Annotated in this window: 4 protein-coding genes; all 4 read left to right on the top strand. The window is 75.2% G+C overall.

Annotated elements, in window-relative coordinates; all coding sequences use genetic code 11:
• Window positions 1-77 precede the first annotated feature (77 nt).
• The 4 genes from OG594_RS37740 to OG594_RS37725 all read left to right on the top strand — a co-directional run bounded on the left by OG594_RS37740 (window position 78) and on the right by OG594_RS37725 (window position 20,949).
• Window positions 78-845, top strand: a complete 768-nt coding sequence (locus OG594_RS37740; protein WP_266606914.1) for a DeoR/GlpR family DNA-binding transcription regulator — start codon at window positions 78-80, stop codon at window positions 843-845.
• A 430-nt stretch (window positions 846-1,275) separates the two neighbouring features.
• Window positions 1,276-2,466, top strand: a complete 1,191-nt coding sequence (locus OG594_RS37735) for a helix-turn-helix transcriptional regulator (protein ID WP_266606913.1) — start codon at window positions 1,276-1,278, stop codon at window positions 2,464-2,466.
• 88 nt (window positions 2,467-2,554) lie between these two features.
• Window positions 2,555-10,417 (top strand): non-ribosomal peptide synthetase, encoded by a 7,863-nt coding sequence (locus tag OG594_RS37730; protein ID WP_266606912.1) that lies wholly within the window; start codon window positions 2,555-2,557, stop codon window positions 10,415-10,417.
• Window positions 10,414-20,949 (top strand): non-ribosomal peptide synthetase, encoded by a 10,536-nt coding sequence (locus tag OG594_RS37725; protein ID WP_266606911.1) that lies wholly within the window; start codon window positions 10,414-10,416, stop codon window positions 20,947-20,949. The genes OG594_RS37730 and OG594_RS37725 overlap by 4 nt, the downstream gene beginning before the upstream one ends.
• Window positions 20,950-20,991: the final 42 nt, after the last annotated feature.

Genomic DNA, 20,991 nt, shown 5'->3' with positions numbered 1-20,991 from the left:
GTTCATTTCAACAGTTTGAATGTTCGAAACGCACATCCCGACAGTCCTCCGCCCTCATCTGTGCTAAAAGCAGACACATGAACGTGATGGAGAGGCACAAGTTCGTCGTGGAACTGCTCGTGCAGCAGAACCGCGCGACGGTGGCCGAGCTGGCCCTGGCCACCGGGGCGTCCGAGATGACCGTCCGCCGGGACCTGGAGGTCCTGGAGTCCCGGGGAGCACTGCGCCGCGTGCGCGGCGGCGCGGTGAGCAGCCTGCCCGGCGGCGTCGAGCCCCCCTACGCGATCCGGGCCATGTCCGGGACGCAGACCAAGGAGCGACTGGCGCGCGCCGTGGTCGAACTGCTCACCGACGGCGAGACCGTCGCGCTGGACACGGGCACGACCGCCGTGGCCATCGCCAAGGCCATGGCGGACCGCCAGCTCACCGTCGCACCCCTCTCACTGCACGCCGCCTTCACCCTGTCCGCACACCCCGGCATCCAACTGGTGATGCCCGGCGGACAGGTGCGCCCCGAGGAGCTGTCCTTCTACGGCCACGCGCCCGTGCAGACCTTCAAGGACCTGTGCTTCGACACGTTCATCCTGGGCTGCTGCGGTGTCGACCCCGTCCAGGGCGCCACCGCCTACAACCTCGACGACGTCCAGGTGAAGCGGGCGGCGGTCGCCGCGGCGCAGCGCGTGATCCTCGTCGCGACGGCCGACAAGATCGGCCGCGCGGCGCTGGGCCGCATCTGCTCCATGGAGGAGATCGCCCTCGTCGTGACGGACGCCCCCGCGGACTCCCCCGCGGTCGAGGGACTGCGCGACCAGGGGGTCGAGGTGGTCCACCCGGCGGACGGCTGAGCCCGGCGGCGGCCCGGGCGGCCCCGACAGGCGGGGCCCGCCGGTCGTCTGGGATCCATGCGTTCGCGCCTTTCCTGCACGGTGCGCAGCCCCGATCGGCTCGCCCCGTCCCAGCATCGAGGGGGAGGCGGCCGCCCGCCAATGGGGTGCGACCGTCGTCTTACCGACTGTCAGAAAGACGACAGCAAGGACTTGCTGAAACTTTCAAGCGGGGTCCTACGTCTTCCGGCCATCCCCGCGGAGGCACGTCCTCCGGCTCACCGGTTCGCGGCGGGCGGCGAATTCCGCTACGGATCAAGGAACTTGCGCCGACCTCCCGGCAAGACCCGCACACGGAAAGCATGTCTGATACATGTTCCTGGGGCGGCGGGGCCGGAGCGGAGTCTCCTAGCATCGCGATCGCGACGGATGCGAAGGAGAGGGCAGCGAAATGAAACCAGGCGCGCCGAAACGCCCGCAGGACCGTGACCGACCCCGGGAGCTCACGTCCGAGGAGATGGACCTCTACCGGGAGTTCGCAGAACACGGCCCCCTCCAGGGAAGCCAGGTGCTCGCCCGGGCGGAACCCGACGCCATGGCCCGTTCCCTCGACGCCCTCGTCGCCAGCGGCCTGGTGCAGCAGACCGGCCCCGACTGCTTTGCAGCCACCAACCCCACCGACGTGTCCGCGCGCTTGCTCAAGCAGTGGGAGGAACGCGTCCAGGGGGCCCAGCTCGACCTGCTGCGCATGCGGGGGCAGCTCGCGGAACTGGCCATCGTGCACGCCGCACGCCAACGCACCCTGGAGGGGCCGCCGCTGGAGCGCATCGAGTCGGCGGACGAACTCCAGCGCATCCTCGACCGGCAGTCCGCCGCGTGCACGCAGGAGGTGCTCTGCGCCCAGCCGGGCGGACCCCTGCCCGAGGCCGAACAGCGCCGCGCCCGCGTCCGGCACCGGGACCTGCTCTCCCGTGGTGTCCCCGTACGCACGCTGTACCAACACTCGGCCCGGTTCGACCCGTCGACCGTGCGGTACGAGACGGAGCTGGCGGCTCTCGGGGCCGAGGCGAGGACGGTCTCCGGCGGTCTGGCCCGGTGCCTGGTCTTCGACCGGTCCCTGCTCGCCCTCCCGCTCCCGGAGACCGCGGGCGGGGCGCTGCTCGTCCGCAGCCCGGACCTGGTCACGTTCGTCGCCGAGCTGTTCGACCTGCTGTGGGCGACCGGCGAACGCATCGGCAAACCGCGCGAGAAGGCCTTCATCCAGGACGTCGCCGACCAGACGAAACGATCCGTGCTCCAGCACCTGATGCAGGGCGACGACGACCGCGCCACGGCCCGCGCCCTCGGCATCTCGGTGCGCACCTGTCAGCGCCACGTCTCCGCCATCATGCGCCAGCTCGGCGCGACGAGCCGCTTCCAGCTCGGTTACCTGGCCCACCAGCACGGACTGCTCTCGCCCGACGGCTCGGAGACCCCCCGTACGGTCGTCCCGACATCGATGTCACGACCCGCGCCCGCTCCGGCCGTTCCCGAGTCCGGCGCGGGGTGCGCCGCGGACCGCAGCACCTGGATCCACCTGTCACGGGGTCGCGGTACCGAGGACTTCTCCGAGCGGATCGGGTGTCGTCAAGAGGCGTATTAGTGGGACTTTCGGGACCGTCCGGCCGTCGCGGACAGTGGCCTCACGTCGTCGTTGATCGACCGATCCGACTGAGGAGACTGACCACCGCATGGCCACTCACGACCGCGGGCCGCTGCCCCTGACCCCGCCGCAGAACGGCGTCTGGTTCGCGCAGCAGCTCGACCCCACCCGCCTCGACTACACCATCGCCGAGTACCTGGAGATCCGCGGGGCGGTGGATCCGGAGCTGCTCGCCGAGGCGGTGCGCACGATGGTGGCCGGAACCGAGACGCTGTGCGTCCGCTTCGCCGAGGTGGACGGTGTGGTGTGCCAGATACCCGCCGGTCCGCCGCCGCTGCGGATGGCGACGGTCGACGTCAGCGACCACCCGGACCCGGACGCCGAGTCCGATCGGCTGATGCGCGCCGAGCTGGCCCGGCCGACGGACCTGGCGACCGGTGACGTGTGCCGGCACCTCCTGGTGCGGACCGGTCCGGCGACGTACCGCTGGATGCAGGGCTACCACCACCTCGTCGCGGACGGGGTCACCGGTTCGATCCTCGCCCGGCGGACCGCCGAGGTGTACTCGGCGCTGGTCGCGGGCGAGCCCGTACCGGCCCCCGAGAGCACGCCGTGGGAGCGGATCGTGGCCGGGGAGGAGGAGTACGCCCGCTCCGAACGGCTCGCCGAGGACCGGGAGTTCTGGCGGCGTCGACTGGACGGCGCCCCCGAGCCCGTGTCCTTCACCGGCAGCGTCCCGGCGCCCGCGTCGGGTACCACGGTGCGGGTGAGCGGCGAGCTCGACCCCGCCGATGCCCGGACCCTGCGCGACGCCGCGCGCCGGCACGGCACGCGCTGGTCCGTGCTGGTGATGGCCGCGGCCGCCGCCCACCTGCACCGCGCGGGCGCCACCGAGGACGTGGTCCTGGGCCTGCCGGTCACCGGCCGCACCACCCCGGACGCCCGCCGGACGCCCGGCATGTTCTCCAAGGTCCTGCCGCTGCGGCTGGCGGTGACCGGGGACACCACGGTCGGGGAACTGCTGCGCAGCACCTCCGCCGGCATCAAGGAGGCCCTGCGCCACCAGCGGTACCGGATCGAGGAGTTCACCGGAACCGGGCCCCGGCTGTGGGACGCCGCCGTCAACCTCATGTCCTTCGACTACGAGCTGTCCTTCGCCGGTGCTCCCGCCTCCGCGCACAACCTCTCGGTCGGCCCGGTGGAGCACGTCTCCCTCAACGTCTACGACCGTGGTGGCGACAGCCCGCTGACCGTGCAGGCCGAGGGCGACGCCGCCGACGTCGGCGCGGAGGAACTCGAGGCGCTGCGCGTGCGGTTCACCCGCTTCCTGGTCGCGCTCGCCACGGCCGACGACGAGGCCCCGGTCGGCTCGCTGCCCTTCCTGACCGCCGAGGACGAGGCCCGCCTCGCCGCCTTCGCCGAGGGCGGCGCCGACCCGGCGCCCGGGGACGGGCTGCTGCACACCCGCTTCGAAGCGGAGGCGGCGCGCACCCCCGGGAAGGTCGCCGTGATCTGCGCCGGCCAGGAAGTGACCTACCGTCAACTCGACGCCTGGGCCGAGGACATCGCGGACCGGCTGGGGCCGGCCGTGGATCCGGGCACGCCGGTCGGCGTGTGCGTGGAGCGCTCGCCCGCGATGGTCGCGGCCCTGCTCGGCGTCCTGAAAGCGGGCGGCTGCTACGTACCGCTCGACCCCGGCCTGCCGCCGGAGCGCATCGCCTACATCGTGCGCGACGCGGGGCTGCGCACGGTCGTCGCCGGGCCCGGCAGCCTCGACCGGCTGCCGCACGACCTCCCGTCCGTGGTCGACCCGGGAGCGGTGAGCGACCGGATCCGCGGCGACCGGGCGGGCGCAGCAGTGCCGGTGGCGTCCGCCGCGTACCTGCTGTACACCTCGGGCAGTACGGGCGAGCCGAAGGGCGTCGTCGTCCCGCACGCGGCGGCGGTCGACTTCGTCCACGGCCACCTCGCCCTGTGCGGCGCAGCCGACAGCGGCGGCTCCGGATCCGAAACCGATTCCGGTTCCGGTTCCGGTCGCACGGAGCGGTTCCTCGGCTTCGCCTCGCTGTCCTTCGACGTGTCCGTCCTGGACGTGTTCGGCGCGCTGCTCAGCGGTTCCACCCTGGTCCTCGCCACCGACGCCGAACGGGTCGACGTCGACCGCCTCCAGGCCCTGCTCGCCGAGCACGCGGTGACCGTCGCCGACCTCCCGCCGGCGCTCCTGCCGCTGCTGGACCCGGCCGCCCTGCCCGCACTGCGGTTCCTGTCCACGGGCGGCGAGGCCCCGTCGGGGGACGCCGTCGACCGGTGGGCGGTGGACGGCCGCGAGGTCTGGAACGCGTACGGGCCCACCGAGGCCGCCGTCTCCGTCACCATGCACCGGGTGGTCCCGCCCTCGCACGGCCGGATCCCGCCGATCGGGCGGCCGATGGCCAACCACCGTGCGTACGTGGTCGACCGGGCGCTGCGGCTGCTGCCGCCGGGAGCGACCGGTGAGCTGTGCGTGGCCGGTGCCGGTCTGGCCCGGGGGTACGCGGGGCGCGCCGCCATGACGGCCGACCGCTTCGTGCCCGACCCCTTCTGCGGTGTTCCCGGTGCGCGGATGTACCGCACGGGCGACCTCGTGCGCTGGTCGGCGCGGGGCGAACTGGAGTTCCTCGGACGGGTGGACCGACAGGTCAAGATCAACGGACATCGCATCGAACTGGGCGAGATCGAGGCGGTGCTGGGTCGGCAGCCCTCGGTGGGGCAGGCCGCGGTCGTGGTGCACGCCCCCGCGGGCGGAGCCCGCCGGCTCGTCGCCTTCGTCGCGCCGCCGGGCGACGGCGGCCCGGCTCCCGAACCGGAGCTGCTGGCAGCGGAGTTGGGCCGGGTGCTGCCGGGCTACATGGTGCCCCGCAGCTTCGTGGTGGTGGACCGGCTGCCCCTGACCGCGAGCGGCAAGGTGGACCGCGCGCGGCTGCACGTGCCCGAGGCCGCGGACCGTCCGGAGCACCCCGAGCGTGCGTACGGCGCCACCGAGCTGGCCCTCGCGACGCTGTTCTCCGAGGCCCTCGGCGCCGCCGCCACCCCCGACGACAACTTCTTCGAGCTCGGCGGCGACAGCATCGCCGCCCTCAGCCTGACCAGCCGGGCCCGGGCGCGGGGCTTCTCCTTCACCCTGCGCGAGGTGTTCGCGCACAAGACGGCGGCCGCCCTCGCCGCGGCCGTCGGCGAGCCGGGCCACGGTTCCTCGCGGGCCGCCGGTCCGGCGCTCCCCGAGCACGGTCCGCTCCCCGCGACCCCGGTCATGCGCTGGCTCCTCGACGGGCCGGGCCCGATCGGGCGCTTCAGCCAGTCCATGGTGCTGGCGCTGCCCGAGGGTGCGGACGACGCCACGCTCGTACGGGTCCTGCAGTCGGTGGTGGACCGGCACGGGGCGCTGCGCCTGGGCGTGACCGCCGGACCCGAGGGCCCGCTGTGCACGGTCGGCGAGCCCGGTTCGGTCGACGTGTCCCGGCTCTACCGCACCGTCGGTGTGGCGGGGTCGGACGGGTCCGCCCGCACCGCGATCGTGGCGGAGGCGGCGCGGGAGGCGGCCGGGCAACTGGACCCCGCGGCCTCGGTGATGCTGAGGGCGGTGCGCTTCGATGCCGGTGGGGCGTCGCCGGACCGGCTGTTGCTGTGCGTGCACCACCTGGCCGTGGACGGGGTGTCCTGGCGGATCCTGGCGGCGGACCTGGCCGCGGCCTGGGAGGCCGCCGTCGCCGGGCTTCCGCTGCCTGCCGCGGACGGGAACGACGTCCCGTTCCGTGCGTGGGCCCACCACCTCGCGCTCCAGGCACGGTCCCCCGAGGTGCTCGCCGAGCTCCCCTTCTGGCGCTCGACGCTGGAGACCCCCGGGGCCGGACCGGACCCGCGGGAGCCGTGGCACCGGGTCCCCGACCCGGCGCGGGACACCGCGGGCACCACCCGCACCCTGACGCTCGACCTGCCCGCCGAGGTCGCCGGCCCGCTGCTGGCCAAGGTGCCCGGCGCGCTGCGCACCGGTCCGGCCGAGGTGCTGCTCGCGGGGCTGGTCCTCGCGGGCCACCGGCTGCGCTCCCCCGGCAGTGCCCCGGGGTCACTGCTGGTCGACCTGGAGGGCCACGGCCGCGTCGACCGCACCGGCCGCCACGACCTGGCGCGCACGGTCGGCTGGTTCACCACCCAGTACCCGGTCCGGTTCGACCTGGACGGCCTCGACCTGGACGCGGCGGCCCGGGGCGGCGACGCCCTGGCCGAGCTGGTCGCACGGATCCACGCGGCGGTCGCCTCCGTGCCGGACCACGGCACGGGCTTCGGTCTGCTGAGCCGGCTCGATCCGCGGAGCGCCGCGCAGCTGTCCGGACTCCCGCGCCCCCGGGTGCTGTTCAACTACCTGGGCCGGTTCTCCGGCGGGGACGGGGCGCCCTGGAGCCCCGCCCCCGAAGCGGGCGGCCTGCGGGCCGATGTGGATCCGGCGATGCCCGTCGAGCACGCCCTGCAGATCGACGCCATGGCCGTGGACGGCGCCGACGGCCCCTCCTTCACGGCGGTGGTCACCCATCCGCAGGCCCTGCTGACCGACGCCGAGGCCGACGCCCTGGTGGCGGCCTGGGACGAGGCCCTGCGCCTGCTGGCCGGCTGGACGGGCGCCCCCCGACCGCGCCGCCTCACCCCCCGCGACCTGCCGTTGGTACGGCTGACGCAGCCGGAGACGGACGCGTTGGCCGCGCGCTACCCGGGACTCGCCGACGTACTGCCGCTCTCGCCGCTCCAAGAGGGCCTGTTCTTCCACTCCGCCTTCGACACGGGCGCGATGGACGCCTACACCGGCCAGATCGTCCTCACCCTGGACGGCGCCCTGGCCGAGGACGCCCTGCGGACGGCATGTGACCGGCTGCTGCGCCGCCACACCGCGCTGCGCTCCGCCTTCACCGACCAGGGACTGGACCGGCCGGTGCAGATCGTCGTCGAGTCCGCCGGAGCGCCGTGGGAGGCCGTGGACCTCGGCGGGCTCGGGGCCGCGGACCGGCAGCGGGAGTGGGAGCGGCTGCTCGCGGCCGACCGGGCCCGCCGCTTCGACCTGGAGCAGCCGCCGCTGGTGCGCTTCACCCTGGTCCGGTTCGGAGCGGGCGAGCACCGGCTGGTCATGACGAACCACCACATCGTCTGGGACGGCTGGTCCTCGGCGGTGTTGCTGCGCGAACTGCTCACCGGATACGCCGAACACGCCGGGCCCCACGGGCCCGGTGACACCGGTCCCGCCGCGGAAGGGGTCCCGTACCGCTCGCACCTGGACTGGCTGGCCCGCCAGGACGACGACGCCGCGCAGGCCGCGTGGAGCGCTGCGCTCGCCGGGCTGGAGGAGCCGACGCTGCTGGGCGCGGCCGACCCGAACCGGATCGACGCGTTGCCCGAGCGGGCCCCGGTCGAGCTGTCGGCGGAGCTCACGGCGCGGCTCACCGCGCGGGCCCGTGCCGCGGGCGTGACCCTCAACAGCGTCGTCCAGGGCCTCTGGGCGGTCCTGCTGGGCCGGGTGACGGGGCGGGACGACGTGGTGTTCGGCGGAACGGTCTCGGGACGGACCGCGGACGTCGCGGGCATCGAGGACATGGTCGGGCTGCTGATCAACACCCTGCCCGTGCGATTCCGGATCCGGGAGGACGAACCGCTGCTGGCGGCGCTCGCCCGGTTCCAGGACGAGCAGGCGGAACTGATGGACCACCAGCACGTCGGACTCGCCGGCATCCAGCGGGCGGCGGGGCTGGGGGCCCTCTTCGACACCACGGTCGTCGTCGAGAACTATCCGCTCGACCTGGAGTCGATGCGGGACCTGGCCGGCGGGCCGCGACTGACCGGGGTGGAGGGCTCGGACGCCACCCACTACACCGTCAACCTGATCGTGCTGCCCGGGGAGCGGCTGCGGCTCCACCTCGACCACCGCACGGACGTCCTCGACGCACGGACGGCGCGCAGCCTGGGCGAGGCGCTGGAGCGGCTGCTGACGGCCTTCGCCGACGCCCCCTCCACCCCGGTCGGGGAAGTGGACCTGCTCTCCGACGAGCAGCACCGGCTGATCCGGGAGTGGAACGGCACGGCCGTGCCCGTCCCCGACACCACGCTGGTGGAGCTGTTCGAACGGCAGGTGGCCCGGACGCCCGGCGCCCTGGCGACCGTCTTCCGCGGCGAGCGCCTGTCGTACGCCGAACTCGACGCCCGCGCCGAGCTGCTGGCCGGTCAGCTGTGCGCCCGGGGAGCCGGTCCGGAGCGGATCGTCGCGGTCGCCCTGCACCGCTCCACCGAGATGGTGGTCTCGCTGCTGGCCGTGCTGAAGTCGGGCGCCGCCTACCTTCCGGTGGACCCCTCGCTGCCGGCGGACCGGATCGCGTACCTGCTGTCCGACGCCGAGCCCGTCCTGCTGCTCGCGGACGACGCGGTGGCGGCGGCGCTGCCGGCCGCGGCGGACCTGCCCCGGCTGGATCCGGGGGCCGTCCACGACGGGACCACCGGTGCGGTGCGCCGGGCCCCGCTGCCCGCGCACCCCGCGTACGTGATCTACACGTCCGGGTCGACGGGGCGGCCCAAGGCCGTCGTCGTGGAGCACTCGGCCATCGTCAACCGGCTGCTGTGGATGCAGGACCGGTACCGGCTGGGCGCGGACGACCGGGTGCTCCAGAAGACGCCGTTCGGCTTCGACGTCTCGGTGTGGGAGTTCTTCTGGCCGCTGCTGACCGGCGCGGCCCTGGTGGTCGCCGAGCCCGGCGGGCACAAGGACCCCGCCTACCTCAGCCGGGTGATCCAGGAGGAGGCGGTCACCACCGTCCACTTCGTCCCGTCCATGTTGGCCGCGTTCGTCGAGGACCCGCAGGCGGGCCGCTGCCGGTCGCTGCGCCGGGTCGTGTGCAGTGGCGAGGCGCTGCCGGAGGAGCTGAAGAACCGCTTCCTCGACGTGCTCGACGTGCCCCTGCACAACCTGTACGGGCCCACCGAGGCGGCCGTGGACGTCACGCACTGGGACTGCCGCCGCGAGGACGCGGGGCCCGTGCCGATCGGCCGCCCGATCTGGAACACCTCGCTGTACGTGCTCGACCCGCGGGGACGGCCCGTCCCCGTGGGGGTGGCGGGCGAGCTGTTCCTGGCCGGCGCGGGCCTCGCCCGCGGGTACCTGCGCCGCCCGGCGCTGACCGCCGAGCGGTTCCCGCTGGACCCGTTCGGCCCGCCGGGCTCGCGCATGTACCGCACCGGTGACCTGGCCCGGCACCGGGCCGACGGCTCGGTGGAGTACCTGGGCCGCACCGACGACCAGGTGAAGATCCACGGCTTCCGGATCGAACTCGGCGAGATCGAAACGGCGCTGGGCCGCCTCCCCGGTGTCGGGCGGGCCGCGGTCGTGGTCCGCGAGGACGTCCCGGGCGAGCGCAGGCTCGTCGGGTACGTCGTCCCGGAGGCCGGGGCGGACCCGGCTGCGGTCCTGGACCCCGAGCCGATGCGCGCCGAACTGGCCCGCTCCCTCCCGAAGTACATGGTTCCGGTGCTGGTGGTCGTGGACGGGCTGCCCGTCACGGCGAACGGCAAGCTCGACCGCCGGGCGCTGCCGGCGCCCGCCGCCGCGGCCGCCGCCACCGGGTACGAGGCGCCCGCCGGGGAGACCGAGGAACTGGTCGCCATGGTGTGGGCCTCCGTACTGGACGCGCCGCGGATCGGCCGCCACGACGACTTCTTCGCCCTCGGGGGGCACTCGCTGAGCGCCACCCGGGTGGCGGCCCGGCTGCGCCAGGCCCTCGGCCTGGACCTGCCCCTGCACACCCTCTTCGAACAGCGGACCGTCGCCGCCCTCGCCATCGCCGTCGAGACGGTGCTGCTGGCCGAACTGGAGGCCGAACCGGCCCCGTTCGCCGCCGCCGCCGACGCCGTTCCTTCACTCGTACTTCAGGGAGAGACCTCGTGACCACCCAGGAGAGCCTGCCGGCCACCGGCACGGACAGCCGCCTGGCCGCCGCCCGCGAACTGCTGCGCCGCCGGGTGCGCGCCGCACTGGACGACTCGGCGGCCGGTGCGGCCGCCGAGACGGCCCCGGCCCCCACCGCCGGCCCCGACGGCCCGCGCGCCGAGCCCGTCGCCTCGTTCGCCCAGGAGCGGATGTGGCTGGTGGACCGGATGATGGACGGCACCCCCGGCTACGCGATCCCCGAGGTCGTGCGGCTGCGCGGCCCCGTCCGCCCCGACCTGCTGCGCCGGAGCCTGACGGCCGTCGTGGCCCGCCACGCACCGCTGCGCACCGTCTTCGAGGAGCGCGACGGCGCCCCGCACCCGGTGGTCCTGCCCGCGCCGGCGGCCGTCCCGCTGCCGGTGCTGGACCTGGGCAGCGCCCCCCTCGCCGAACTGGAGGAGCGGGCCCACGCCCTGGCCCGGGAGGAGGTCCGCAGGCCCTTCGACCTCGCGGCGGGCCCGCTGCTGCGCGCCCTGCTGATCCGGCTGGGCACCGAGGACCACCTGCTGGTGCTGGTGGTCCACCACATCGCCACCGACGGCTGGTCCATGGGCCTGCTCTGGCAGGAGTTCTCCGCGGGGTACGCGGCCCTGCTCGCGGAGCGTCCCCTCCCGCAGGCGCCGCTCCCCCTCGACTACCAGGCGTACGCCCGTACCCAGCGCGACCGGTTCGCGAGCGGTGCGATGAACGGGCAGCTGCGCTGGTGGGAGGAGCGCCTCGCGGGGCTGGAGCCCCTCGAGCTGCCCGCGGACCGGCCCCGGCCCACCCGCCGCAGCGGTGACGGCGCGAGCCTGGACTTCACCCTCGACGCGCCGCTCACCGCACGGCTGCGCGGGATCGCCGAGAGCGCCGGCGCCACCCTCTTCATGACCCTGCTGGCCGGCTTCCAGGCGGCCCTGGCCCGCTACGCCGGCCGCACCGACATCGCCGTCGGCACTCCGGTGGCCGGGCGCGACCGGGTCGAACTGGAGCCCCTCGTCGGGTTCTTCGTCAACACCGTGGTGCTGCGCGGCGACCTGTCGGGCGACGCCGGGTTCCGCGAACTGCTCGGCCGGGTCCGCCGGGCGACGGTGGACGCGTACGACCACCAGGAGGTGCCCTTCGACCGGCTGGTGGAGCACCTGAGCCCCGAGCGCGTCGGCGACCGCAACCCGCTCGTACAGGTGATGTTCGCGTCCGCCCCGGACGAGACGGCCGGGCTGCGGCTGCCGGGCCTGGACGCGCAGGCCGTGCGGACCGACTTCGGCGGATCGCTCTTCGACCTGAGCGTCTTCGTCTCCGAGGGCGCCGAGACCTGCTCCGGCTCGCTCCTCTTCGACACCGACCTGTTCGACCGGGCCACGGCCGAACTCGTCCTCGGCCACTACCTGGAGCTGCTGGCCTCCGCCGCCGAGGAGCCCGACCGCCCCGTGGCCGAGCTGCTGCCCTCCGCCCCGACCGCGGCCCGGCTCGCGGCCGAGGGCCACGGCGCGGTCCGCCGCGACCTCGCCCCGGCCACACTGGTCGAGCTGTTCGCCGAGCAGGTCCGGCGCACCCCCGGCGCCGACGCCGTGGTCTGCGGCGCCGAGCGCCTCAGCTTCGCCGCACTCGACTCCCGCTCCGACCTGCTGGCGGCCCGGCTGACCGCCGCCGGGGTGGGGCGCGAGACCCCGGTGGCCCTGCTCATGGAGCGCTCGGTCCACCTCCCGGTGGCGATCCTGGCCGTCCTGAAGGCCGGCGGGGTCTACGTCCCGCTCGGCGAGGGGTTCCCCGTCGCCCGACTGCACTGGATGCTGGAGCGGACCGGCGCCCGCCTGCTGCTCGCCGATCCGGCGACGGCCGACCACGAGGCGGTCCGCACCTCGCCCGTACCGGTGCTCGACGTGAGCGCCCCGGCGGACGGGATCCAGGCCGTCGCGCCGGGCTCGTACCCGGCCTGCGCGCCGGACCAGCTGGCGTACGTGATGTACACCTCCGGTTCCACGGGAGAGCCGAAGGGCATCGGCGTCACGCACGCCAACGTCGCGGCGCTCGCCCGCGACACCGCCTTCGGTACCGCGCACCGGCGGGTGCTGGCCCACTCCCCGCTGTCGTTCGACGCCTCGACGTACGAACTGTGGGTGCCGCTGCTGTCCGGCGGCCAGGTGGTCATGGCGCCGCCCGGCCGGGTGGACGCCGCGGCCCTGGCCGCGCTCGTGGCGGAGCACCGGATCACCTCGATGTTCCTCACGGCCGCCCTGTTCAACCTGGTGGTCGAGGAGTGCGTGGAGCTCCTGACGCAGGTGCGGGAGGTGTGGACGGGCGGCGAGGCCGCCTCCCCGCACTCCTTCGCCCGGGCCCTGGCGCAGGCTCCGGACACCGTCCTGGTCAACGTCTACGGGCCCACCGAGACGACCACCTTCGCCACCGGCCACCGGCTGGACACCCGCGCCGGTGCCGTCGTGGACGGCCGGATCCCCATCGGCACCGCCCTGGACGACACCCGCCTGTACGTCCTGGACGAGCGCGGCCGCCCGGTGCCGCAGGGCGCCGTCGGCGAGCTGTGCATCGGCGGCACCGGCGTGGCCCGCGGCTACCTGGGCCGGCCCGGCCTGACCGCGCGGCAGTTCACCCCGGACCCGTACGGCGCCCCGGGCGCCCGGATGTACCGGACGGGCGACCTCGCCCGGCGGCGCCCCGACGGCACCGTCGACTACCTGGGCCGCCGCGACCAGCAGGTCAAGATCCGCGGCCACCGGATCGAGCCGGGCGAGATCGAGTCCGAGCTGGCCCGTTGCCCGCAGATCGGGCACGCCGCGGTGGTGGTCCGCGAGGACACCCCCGGCGAGCAGCGCCTCGTCGCCTACGTGGTGCCCTCGGAGGGGCAGCTGGCCGAGCCGGCCGAGCTGCACCGGGCCCTCGCCGCCCGGCTGCCCGCGTACATGCTGCCTTCGGCGATCGTGCCGCTCGCGGCCCTGCCGGTGACCCCGAACGGCAAGCTGGACCGGCGCGCCCTGCCCGCGCCCCCCGAAGAGGGGGTGCGCCGGGCCGAGTTCGCACCGCCGGCCACACGGACCGAGGAACTCGCCGCGGCGGTATGGGGCGAGGTGCTGGGCACCGCGCGGATCGGCCGCCACGACGACTTCTTCGCGCTCGGCGGCCACTCCCTGCGGGCCACCCGCGCCGTGTCGCGGCTCGGTGCCCGGCTGGGCACCGGCGTGCCGCTGCGGCTGCTGTTCGAGCACCCGACGCTGGAGCGGTTCGCGTCGGCGCTGGACGCCCTGTGCGGGGACGGTCCCGGCACGACCGCGGCCGCCGTCACCGCGATCGGCGCCCGGCCCGCCGGGGAGCCCGCGCCGCTGTCGTTCGCACAGCAGCGGCTGTGGTTCCTGGACCAGCTCCAGCCCGGCCGGCCCGACTACAACATCCCCGTCGCGACCCGGCTGCGCGGCCCGCTCGACACCGACGCGCTGGCCGACGCGCTGTGCGCGGTGGTGACCCGGCACGAGGTGCTGCGCTCGCGGATCACCGAGGGCCCGCGGGGCCCCGTACAGACCGTGGAGGCGCCGGAGGTCTTCGCCCCCGTCCGCACCGACCTGGGGGACCTGCCCCGCGAGGAGGCCCGCTCGCGGGCGCTGGGCCTCGCCCACGCGGACGCCGCCGCCCCCTTCGACCTGGGCTCCGCTCCCCTGTTGCGGGCCCGCGTGGTGCGGGTCGCGGACGACGAGCACCTCCTCGTCCTGGTCCTGCACCACACCGTCGGCGACGGCTGGTCGATGCCGGTGCTGTGGCGGGAGCTGTCCGGGGCCTACGCGGCGCTGCGCCGCGGCGAGCGTCCCGCACTGCCGGAACTCCCCGTGCAGTACGGGGACTTCGCGTACTGGCAGCAGCACCGGCTGGCGAACGGCGAGGCCGACGCCGGCATCGCCCACTGGCGGGCGGCCCTCGCCGGCCTCCCGGCCCTGGACCTGCCCACCGACCGGCCGCGTCCCCAGGTGCGCTCGGGAGCGGGCGACGCCTTCGTCTTCGAGGTCCCGGCCGAGCTCGCCGAGCGGCTCGGCGCGCTGGCCCGGGAGCGCGGCGCCACCTTGTTCATGGTGCTGCTGGCCGGCTTCCAGGCCCTGCTGGCCCGCTACACGGGCCAGGCGGACATCGCGGTGGGCTCGCCCATCGCGGGCCGCGACCGCACCGAACTGGAGCCGCTCGTCGGCTTCTTCGTCAACACCCTCGTGCTGCGCACCGACCTGTCCGGCGACCCGGCCTTCGGCGAACTGCTGGGCCGGGTGCGCCGGACCGCGCTGGCCGCGTACGAGCACCAGGACGTCCCCTTCGACCGGCTGGTGGAGGAGCTGCGGCCGGAGCGCGACCTCAGCCGCAACCCGCTCTTCGACGTCCTGTTCCAGCTGCATCCCGAGCAGCTCGACGCGCTGCCGCTGGAGGGTGTGGAGGTCGAGAGCCTGGACACCTCCAACGGGACGGCCAAGTTCGACCTCAGCCTCGCGATGACCGAGCACCCCGGCGGCCTGACCGGCACCGTGCAGTACGCGACGGACCTCTTCGACCGGGACACGGTCGAGCGGTTCGGCGCGCACTACCTGCGGCTGCTGGCCGGTGCGGCCGAGACCCCCGACGCACCGCTGTCCCGGCTGGACGTGCTGTCCCCGCAGGAGCACGCGGCCCTGCTCGGCGAGGAGTCTGCGGCGCGGACGGACCGGCCGGTGGCGCGGACCCTGCACTCCCTGGTGGCGCAGCGGGCCCGGCTGCGGCCGGACGCCCCGGCCGTGACCTGCGAGGGCCGCACCACCAGCTACGGCGAGCTCGATGCGGCCGCCAACCGGCTGGCCCACCGCCTGCGGGAGCTCGGGACCGGCCCCGAGACCCGGGTGGCCGTACTGGCCGGGCGCGACCCACGCATGCTGGTCTGCGTCCTCGCGGTACTGAAGGCCGGCGGCGCCTACGTGCCCCTGGACGCGGGCCATCCTGCCGAGCGGGTCCGCACGGTCCTCGCCGACAGCGGCGCCCACCTGGTGCTGACGGCGGGCCTGCCGGACGGGCTGCCCGCGGACCTGACCGGCGACCTACCGGTCCTGGACCTGGACGCCGAGCGGCAGCTGGTCGACGCCCTGCCCGCGACGGAGCCGGCCACCCCCGCCTCCCCCGCGCACCTCGCCTACCTCCTGTACACCTCCGGCTCCACCGGCCGCCCCAAGGGCGTGGCCGTCACCCACGCCGCGATCACCGGCTATCTGGCGGCGCTGACCTCCACCTTCGACCTCGGCCCCGAGGACGCGGTGCTCGCCCGTACGGCGCTGACCTTCGACCCGTCGGTGCGCGACCTGTTCGCGCCGCTGACCACCGGCGGGCGGATCGTACTGGCCTCGCAGGACGAGGCCGGGGACCCGGACGCGCTGGCCCGGCTGCTGCACGCGGAAGGCGTGACGGCGCTGCTGTCGATCGTCCCGTCGATGCTGGAGCCGCTGGTCGCCGCCGCCTCGGCCATGGACGGGCCGGCCCCGGCGCTGCGGCTGGTGATGACCACCGGTGAGGCGCTGACGGCCGGACTGGCCCGCGCCGCGCACACCCTGGGCGCGGCCGGCCGGCTGCGGCTGGTCAACCAGTACGGTCCGACGGAGTGCACCAACACCACGACCTACCACGTGGTGACGGACGCCGACATCGAGGCGGGCCGCATCCCCATCGGACGGCCGCTGCCCGGCGCCCGGGTGCTCGTGCTCGGCGAACACCTCGAACCGCTGCCCCGGGGCGCGATCGGTGAGCTGTTCATCGCCGGGCGCGGGGTGGCCCGTGGCTACCTCGGCGACCCGGCCCGCACCGCCGAGGCCTACCCGCCGGACCCGTACGGGCCGCCCGGCGCGCGCATGTACCGCACCGGTGACCTGGCGCGGCTGCGCTCCGACGGCGTGCTGGAGTTCCACGGCCGCCGCGACAACCAGGTCAAGGTCCGCGGCCACCGGATCGAACTCGGCGAGGTCGAGGCCGCCCTGCTGCGCCACCCCGACGTGGGCCGGGCCGTGGCCGCAGCGCACGGCGAGGGCGCCGACCGGCTGCTCGCCGGGTACGTGGTGTGGCGGGACGGGAGCGGTGATCCGGCCGCCGTACTGGACTTCGTACGCGCGGCCCTGCCGGCCGCGATGGTGCCCTCCGCGCTGGTGGTGCTGGACGCACTGCCGCTGACCCCGAACGGGAAGACCGACCGCAGGGCGCTGCCCGCGCCGGAATCCGGTTCGGCCGGCGGGCACCGGGCGCACGTCGCCCCGCGCACGCCGCTGGAGCGGACGGTGACCGAGGTCTGGGAGGAGGTGCTCGGCGAGGGCCCGATCGGGGTCCGCGACCACTTCTTCGAGCGCGGCGGGCACTCCTTGCGCGCGACCCGGGTCATCTCCAGGCTGCGCGCCCTGCTGGAGCTGGACGTCCCGATGCAGCTGCTCTTCCGCCACCCGGTGGCCGAGGACCTCGCCGGGGCGCTGGCGACGCTGGGCGCGGCGGGCGCGACGGGACCGGCGATCCCCGCACTGCCCGAGGGGCCCGGCCCGCTGTCCTTCGGACAGCAGCGGCTGTGGCTGCTGGACCGGCTCCAGCCGGGCCGGCCCGACTACAACATGCCCGGTGCCGTGCGGCTGACGGGGGAGCTCGACACCGACGCGGCGCTGGCGGCCCTGACGGACGTCGTCGCCCGGCACGAGGTGCTGCGCTCGCGGATCGAGGAGACCGGCGGATCCGGGGAATCCGGGGAATCCGGGGAGGAGAGCGGCGAGGGCGCCTTCGCGGCCCGCGTCGTGCCCGGTCCGGCCTCGGTGTTCACCCCGTCCTTCACCGACCTGTCGGAGCTGGGTGCGGCGGCGGCCGGGGAGCGGGCGCTGGAGCTGGCGGCGCACGACGCCGCACTGCCCTTCGACCTGGCGGCCGCGGGCCCGCTGCGGGCCCGCCTGGTGCGGATCGCGGAGCGGGAGCACCTGCTGGTGATCGTCGCGCACCACATCGCCTTCGACGGCTGGTCGGTGGGGGTCTTCTGGCGGGAGTTCTTCGCCGCCTACCGGGCCCGCACCCTCGAAGGGGCCGAGCCCCTGCCGGAACTCGCCCTCTCCTACCGAGATTTCGCGTCCTGGCAGCGCGACCGGCTGAGCGGTGACGCGCTCGCCGCCGCCCTGGAGCACTGGCGGGAGCGGCTTGCCGGGCTCGCCCCGCTGGACCTGCCCACCGACCGGCCCCGGCCGGCCACCCCGTCCGGGCGCGGCGAGCAGTTCCCCTTCGTCCTGCCCGAGCCGCTGCTGCGCGGGCTGCGCGAGCTGGGGCGCCGGCACGACGCCACCCTGTTCATGGTGCTGCTGGCCGGCTTCCAAGCCCTGCTGGCCCGCTGGTCGGGCAGCGAGGACGTGGCGGTGGGCTCCCCCATCGCGGGCCGCGACCGCACCGAACTGGAGCCGCTCATCGGCTTCTTCGTCAACAACCTGGTGCTGCGCACCGACCTGTCCGGCGACCCGGCCTTCGGCGAACTGCTGGACCGGGCCCGGGAGACGGCCCTGGGGGCCTACGCCCACCAGGAGGTGCCGTTCGAGCGTCTGGTGGAGGAGGTGCGGCCGGAGCGCGACCTGAGTCGCAACCCGCTGTTCCAGGTGATGCTGGTGCTGGACGAGGAGGCCGCCGCGCCGCCCGCACCGCCCGGGCTGGACGTCGAACCCCTCTCGCTGGCCAGCGGGGCCTCGAAGTTCGACCTCTCGCTGTACTTCGTCGAGGAGGAGGGCGCGCTGCGCGGCGAGGCCGTCTTCGCGACCGACCTCTTCGACCGGGCGACCGTCGAGCGCATGACCTCGGCGCTGACCGAACTGCTCACGGCCGCGGTGGCCGATCCCGCGACGCCGCTCGGCGCACTGCCGCTGATGGGCCCGACCGAGGAGCGCCGGATCCTGCGTGCGGGCGGCGGGTCCGCCGAGCCGGCCGCCGACCGGCCGCTGCCCGTGCTCGTCGGTGAGCAGGCCTCCCGTACGCCGGAGGCCGTCGCCGTGGACGACGGGGAACGGAGCCTGACGTACGCCGGGTTGTGGGAGGTCTCGGGCCGCCTCGCCCGGGAGCTCGCCCGGCTGGGCGTGGGCCCGGACACGGCGGTGGCCGTCTGCGCGGAGCGCTCCGTACTGCTGCCGGCGGCGCTGCTGGGCGTCCTGCGCTCCGGCGGCCTGTACGTGCCCGTCGACCCCGGCTATCCGGCCGACCGGATCGGCTACATGCTCGCGGACAGCGGTGCCCGGGTGCTGGTGGTGTCGGGGCTGTCCGGCGCCGCCCAGGCACCGGACGGGGTCGCCGTGGTGGACCTCGACGCCCTGGCCGGGGACGGGAGCGCGCGGGCCGACTTCGCACCCGTGCGGCTGGAGCCGGAGCAGCTGGCGTACGCCCTGTACACCTCGGGTTCGACGGGACGCCCGAAGGGGGTCACCGTCCCGCACCGGGCGCTCGCCAACTTCACCCGGGACATGGTGCGCAGGCTGGAGCTGACGGCCGGTGACACGGTCGCGGCCGTCACCACGGCCTCGTTCGACATCGCCGTGCTGGAGCTGCTGGTCCCGCTCGTGTGCGGAGCCACCGTCCGGGTCGTCGACCGGGAGACCGCGCGGGACGGCACCCTCCTCGCGAAGGAGCTGGACTCGGCGCCGGTCACGGTCGTCCAGGCCACTCCGGCCACGTGGCACCAGCTGATGGAGTCCGGCTGGCAGGCGCCCCGCGTACGGGCGCTGTGCGGCGGCGAGGCGCTGCCGTCGGCCCTGGCCGAGCGGATGCGCACGGCGCTGGGCACCGTCTGGAACGTGTACGGGCCGACGGAGACCACCGTCTGGTCCACGGCGCACCGGCTGTCCGGTCCCGTCGGCGACGGGCCGGTGCCGATCGGCTCGGCGCTCGCCAACACCCGGCTGCACGTCCTGGACGCGGGCCTGCGACCGGTACCGGTCGGGGTGTTCGGCGAGCTCTACATCGGCGGCGACGGGGTGGCCCGCGGCTACCACGGGCGGCCGGCGCTGACCGCGGACCGGTTCGTGCCCGACCCGTACGCGGCGGGCGAACGGCTGTACCGCACCGGTGACCTCGTACGACGGCTCGCGGACGGCGGTCTGGAGTACCGGGGTCGGGCCGACGGCCAGGTGAAGGTGCGCGGCCACCGGATGGAACTCGGCGAGATCGAGTCCGCGCTCGCCCGCCACCCGCGGGTGCTGGCGGCGGCCGTGGCCGTCCACGGCACGGGGGTGGACGCGGTGCTGGCCGGCTACGTGACCTGGCGGGACGAGGAGGGCGACGTGCGGGAGCTCGGCGACTTCCTGCGCCAGGACCTCCCCGAGTACATGGTCCCGGCGGTCCTGACCGCCCTGGAGCGGCTCCCGCTCACCCCGAACGGCAAGCTCGACCGCAAGGCGCTGCCCGCTCCTTCGGCGGACGCGGCGCGCGGCGCCGGCGCGGGGCGGATCGCCCCGCGCGACACGACCGAGCTGCGGATGGCGCGTTTGTGGGAGCAGACCCTGGGGACGGCCCCGATCGGGGTGCGCGACGACTTCTTCGCGCTCGGCGGGCATTCGCTCAAGGCCTTCGCCCTGATGGCGGCCGTGCGCCGGGAGTTCGGCGTGGAACTGCCGTTGAACCTGGTGTTCCGTCGGCGCACCGTGGAGCTGCTCTGCGAGGCACTGCCGGACGCGGGGGCGGCCGCCGCCAGGCTGCTGGTCCCGCTGGCCGACGGGGACCCGTCCCGGCCGCCGCTGGTCCTCGTCCACCCGCGGGGCGGCGACGTCGTCTGCTACCGGGACCTGGTGCGGGACCTGTCCGCCCGTCCCGGGGGCGAGCGGCGGATCCTGGGCCTGGAGTCGGTGGGCTACAACACCGGCGAGACCCCGCTGGAGCGGGTGCCCGAGATGGCCGAGCGCTACCTGGCCGCGCTCCGCGAGGAGCAGCCGCACGGCCCGTACCTGCTGGCCGGCTGGTCGTTCGGCGGGACGGTGGCCTACGAGATGGCGGCGCAGCTGGAGGCCGCCGGTGAGGAGGTCGCCTTCCTCGGCCTGATCGACGCGGCGGCGCCGGGAACGGCTCCCGGGAGCGGTTCCGGTACGGCTGGCGGGGCGGGCGATCCGGACCTGCTGCGGTACGGCATCGCCGCCGGGATCGACGCCGGCTCGGCGCGCGAACTGGACGAGGAGGAGCTGCTCGACGTCCTGGTGCGCCGGGGTCGCGAGGAGGGCACGCTCCCCCGCACCTCCCCCACGGAGGCCCTGCGCAGGCTGCTGCGGGTCGCCGAGGCGAACGGGGCGGCCTCCGCCGCCTACCGCACCGACGCCGTACTCGCCGTGGACCTGCACCTCTTCACGGTCGACGAGCGCCATCCGGAGCTCGCGACGCCGCTGGTGGACCCGGCGGCCTGGCGGCCGCGCACCGCGGGCGCCGTCGTACGGGCCGCGGTCCCGGGCAACCACCACGACCTGGTGGACCCGCCGCACTGCGCCGCGCTGGCGGAGCTGCTGGCCGCGGCCCTGCCTTCCTGAGCCTTCTTCCGCATCCCCATCCCTGATTCCTGATCCCTGATC

It is taken from the genome of Streptomyces sp. NBC_01214 (genome assembly GCF_026340975.1).
GTDB lineage: Bacteria > Actinomycetota > Actinomycetes > Streptomycetales > Streptomycetaceae > Streptomyces.
Note: the sequence above shows the minus strand (reverse complement) of the source record. Positions and strands in the feature narration are given on the sequence as shown.

Excerpts from the sequence above, each read along its gene's own strand:
- OG594_RS37735 (WP_266606913.1), top strand. The coding sequence starts at position 1,276 with ATGAAACCAGGCGCGCCGAAACGCCCGCAGGACCGTGACCGACCCCGG.
- OG594_RS37730 (WP_266606912.1), top strand. The coding sequence starts at position 2,555 with ATGGCCACTCACGACCGCGGGCCGCTGCCCCTGACCCCGCCGCAGAAC.
- OG594_RS37740 (WP_266606914.1), top strand. The coding sequence starts at position 78 with ATGAACGTGATGGAGAGGCACAAGTTCGTCGTGGAACTGCTCGTGCAG.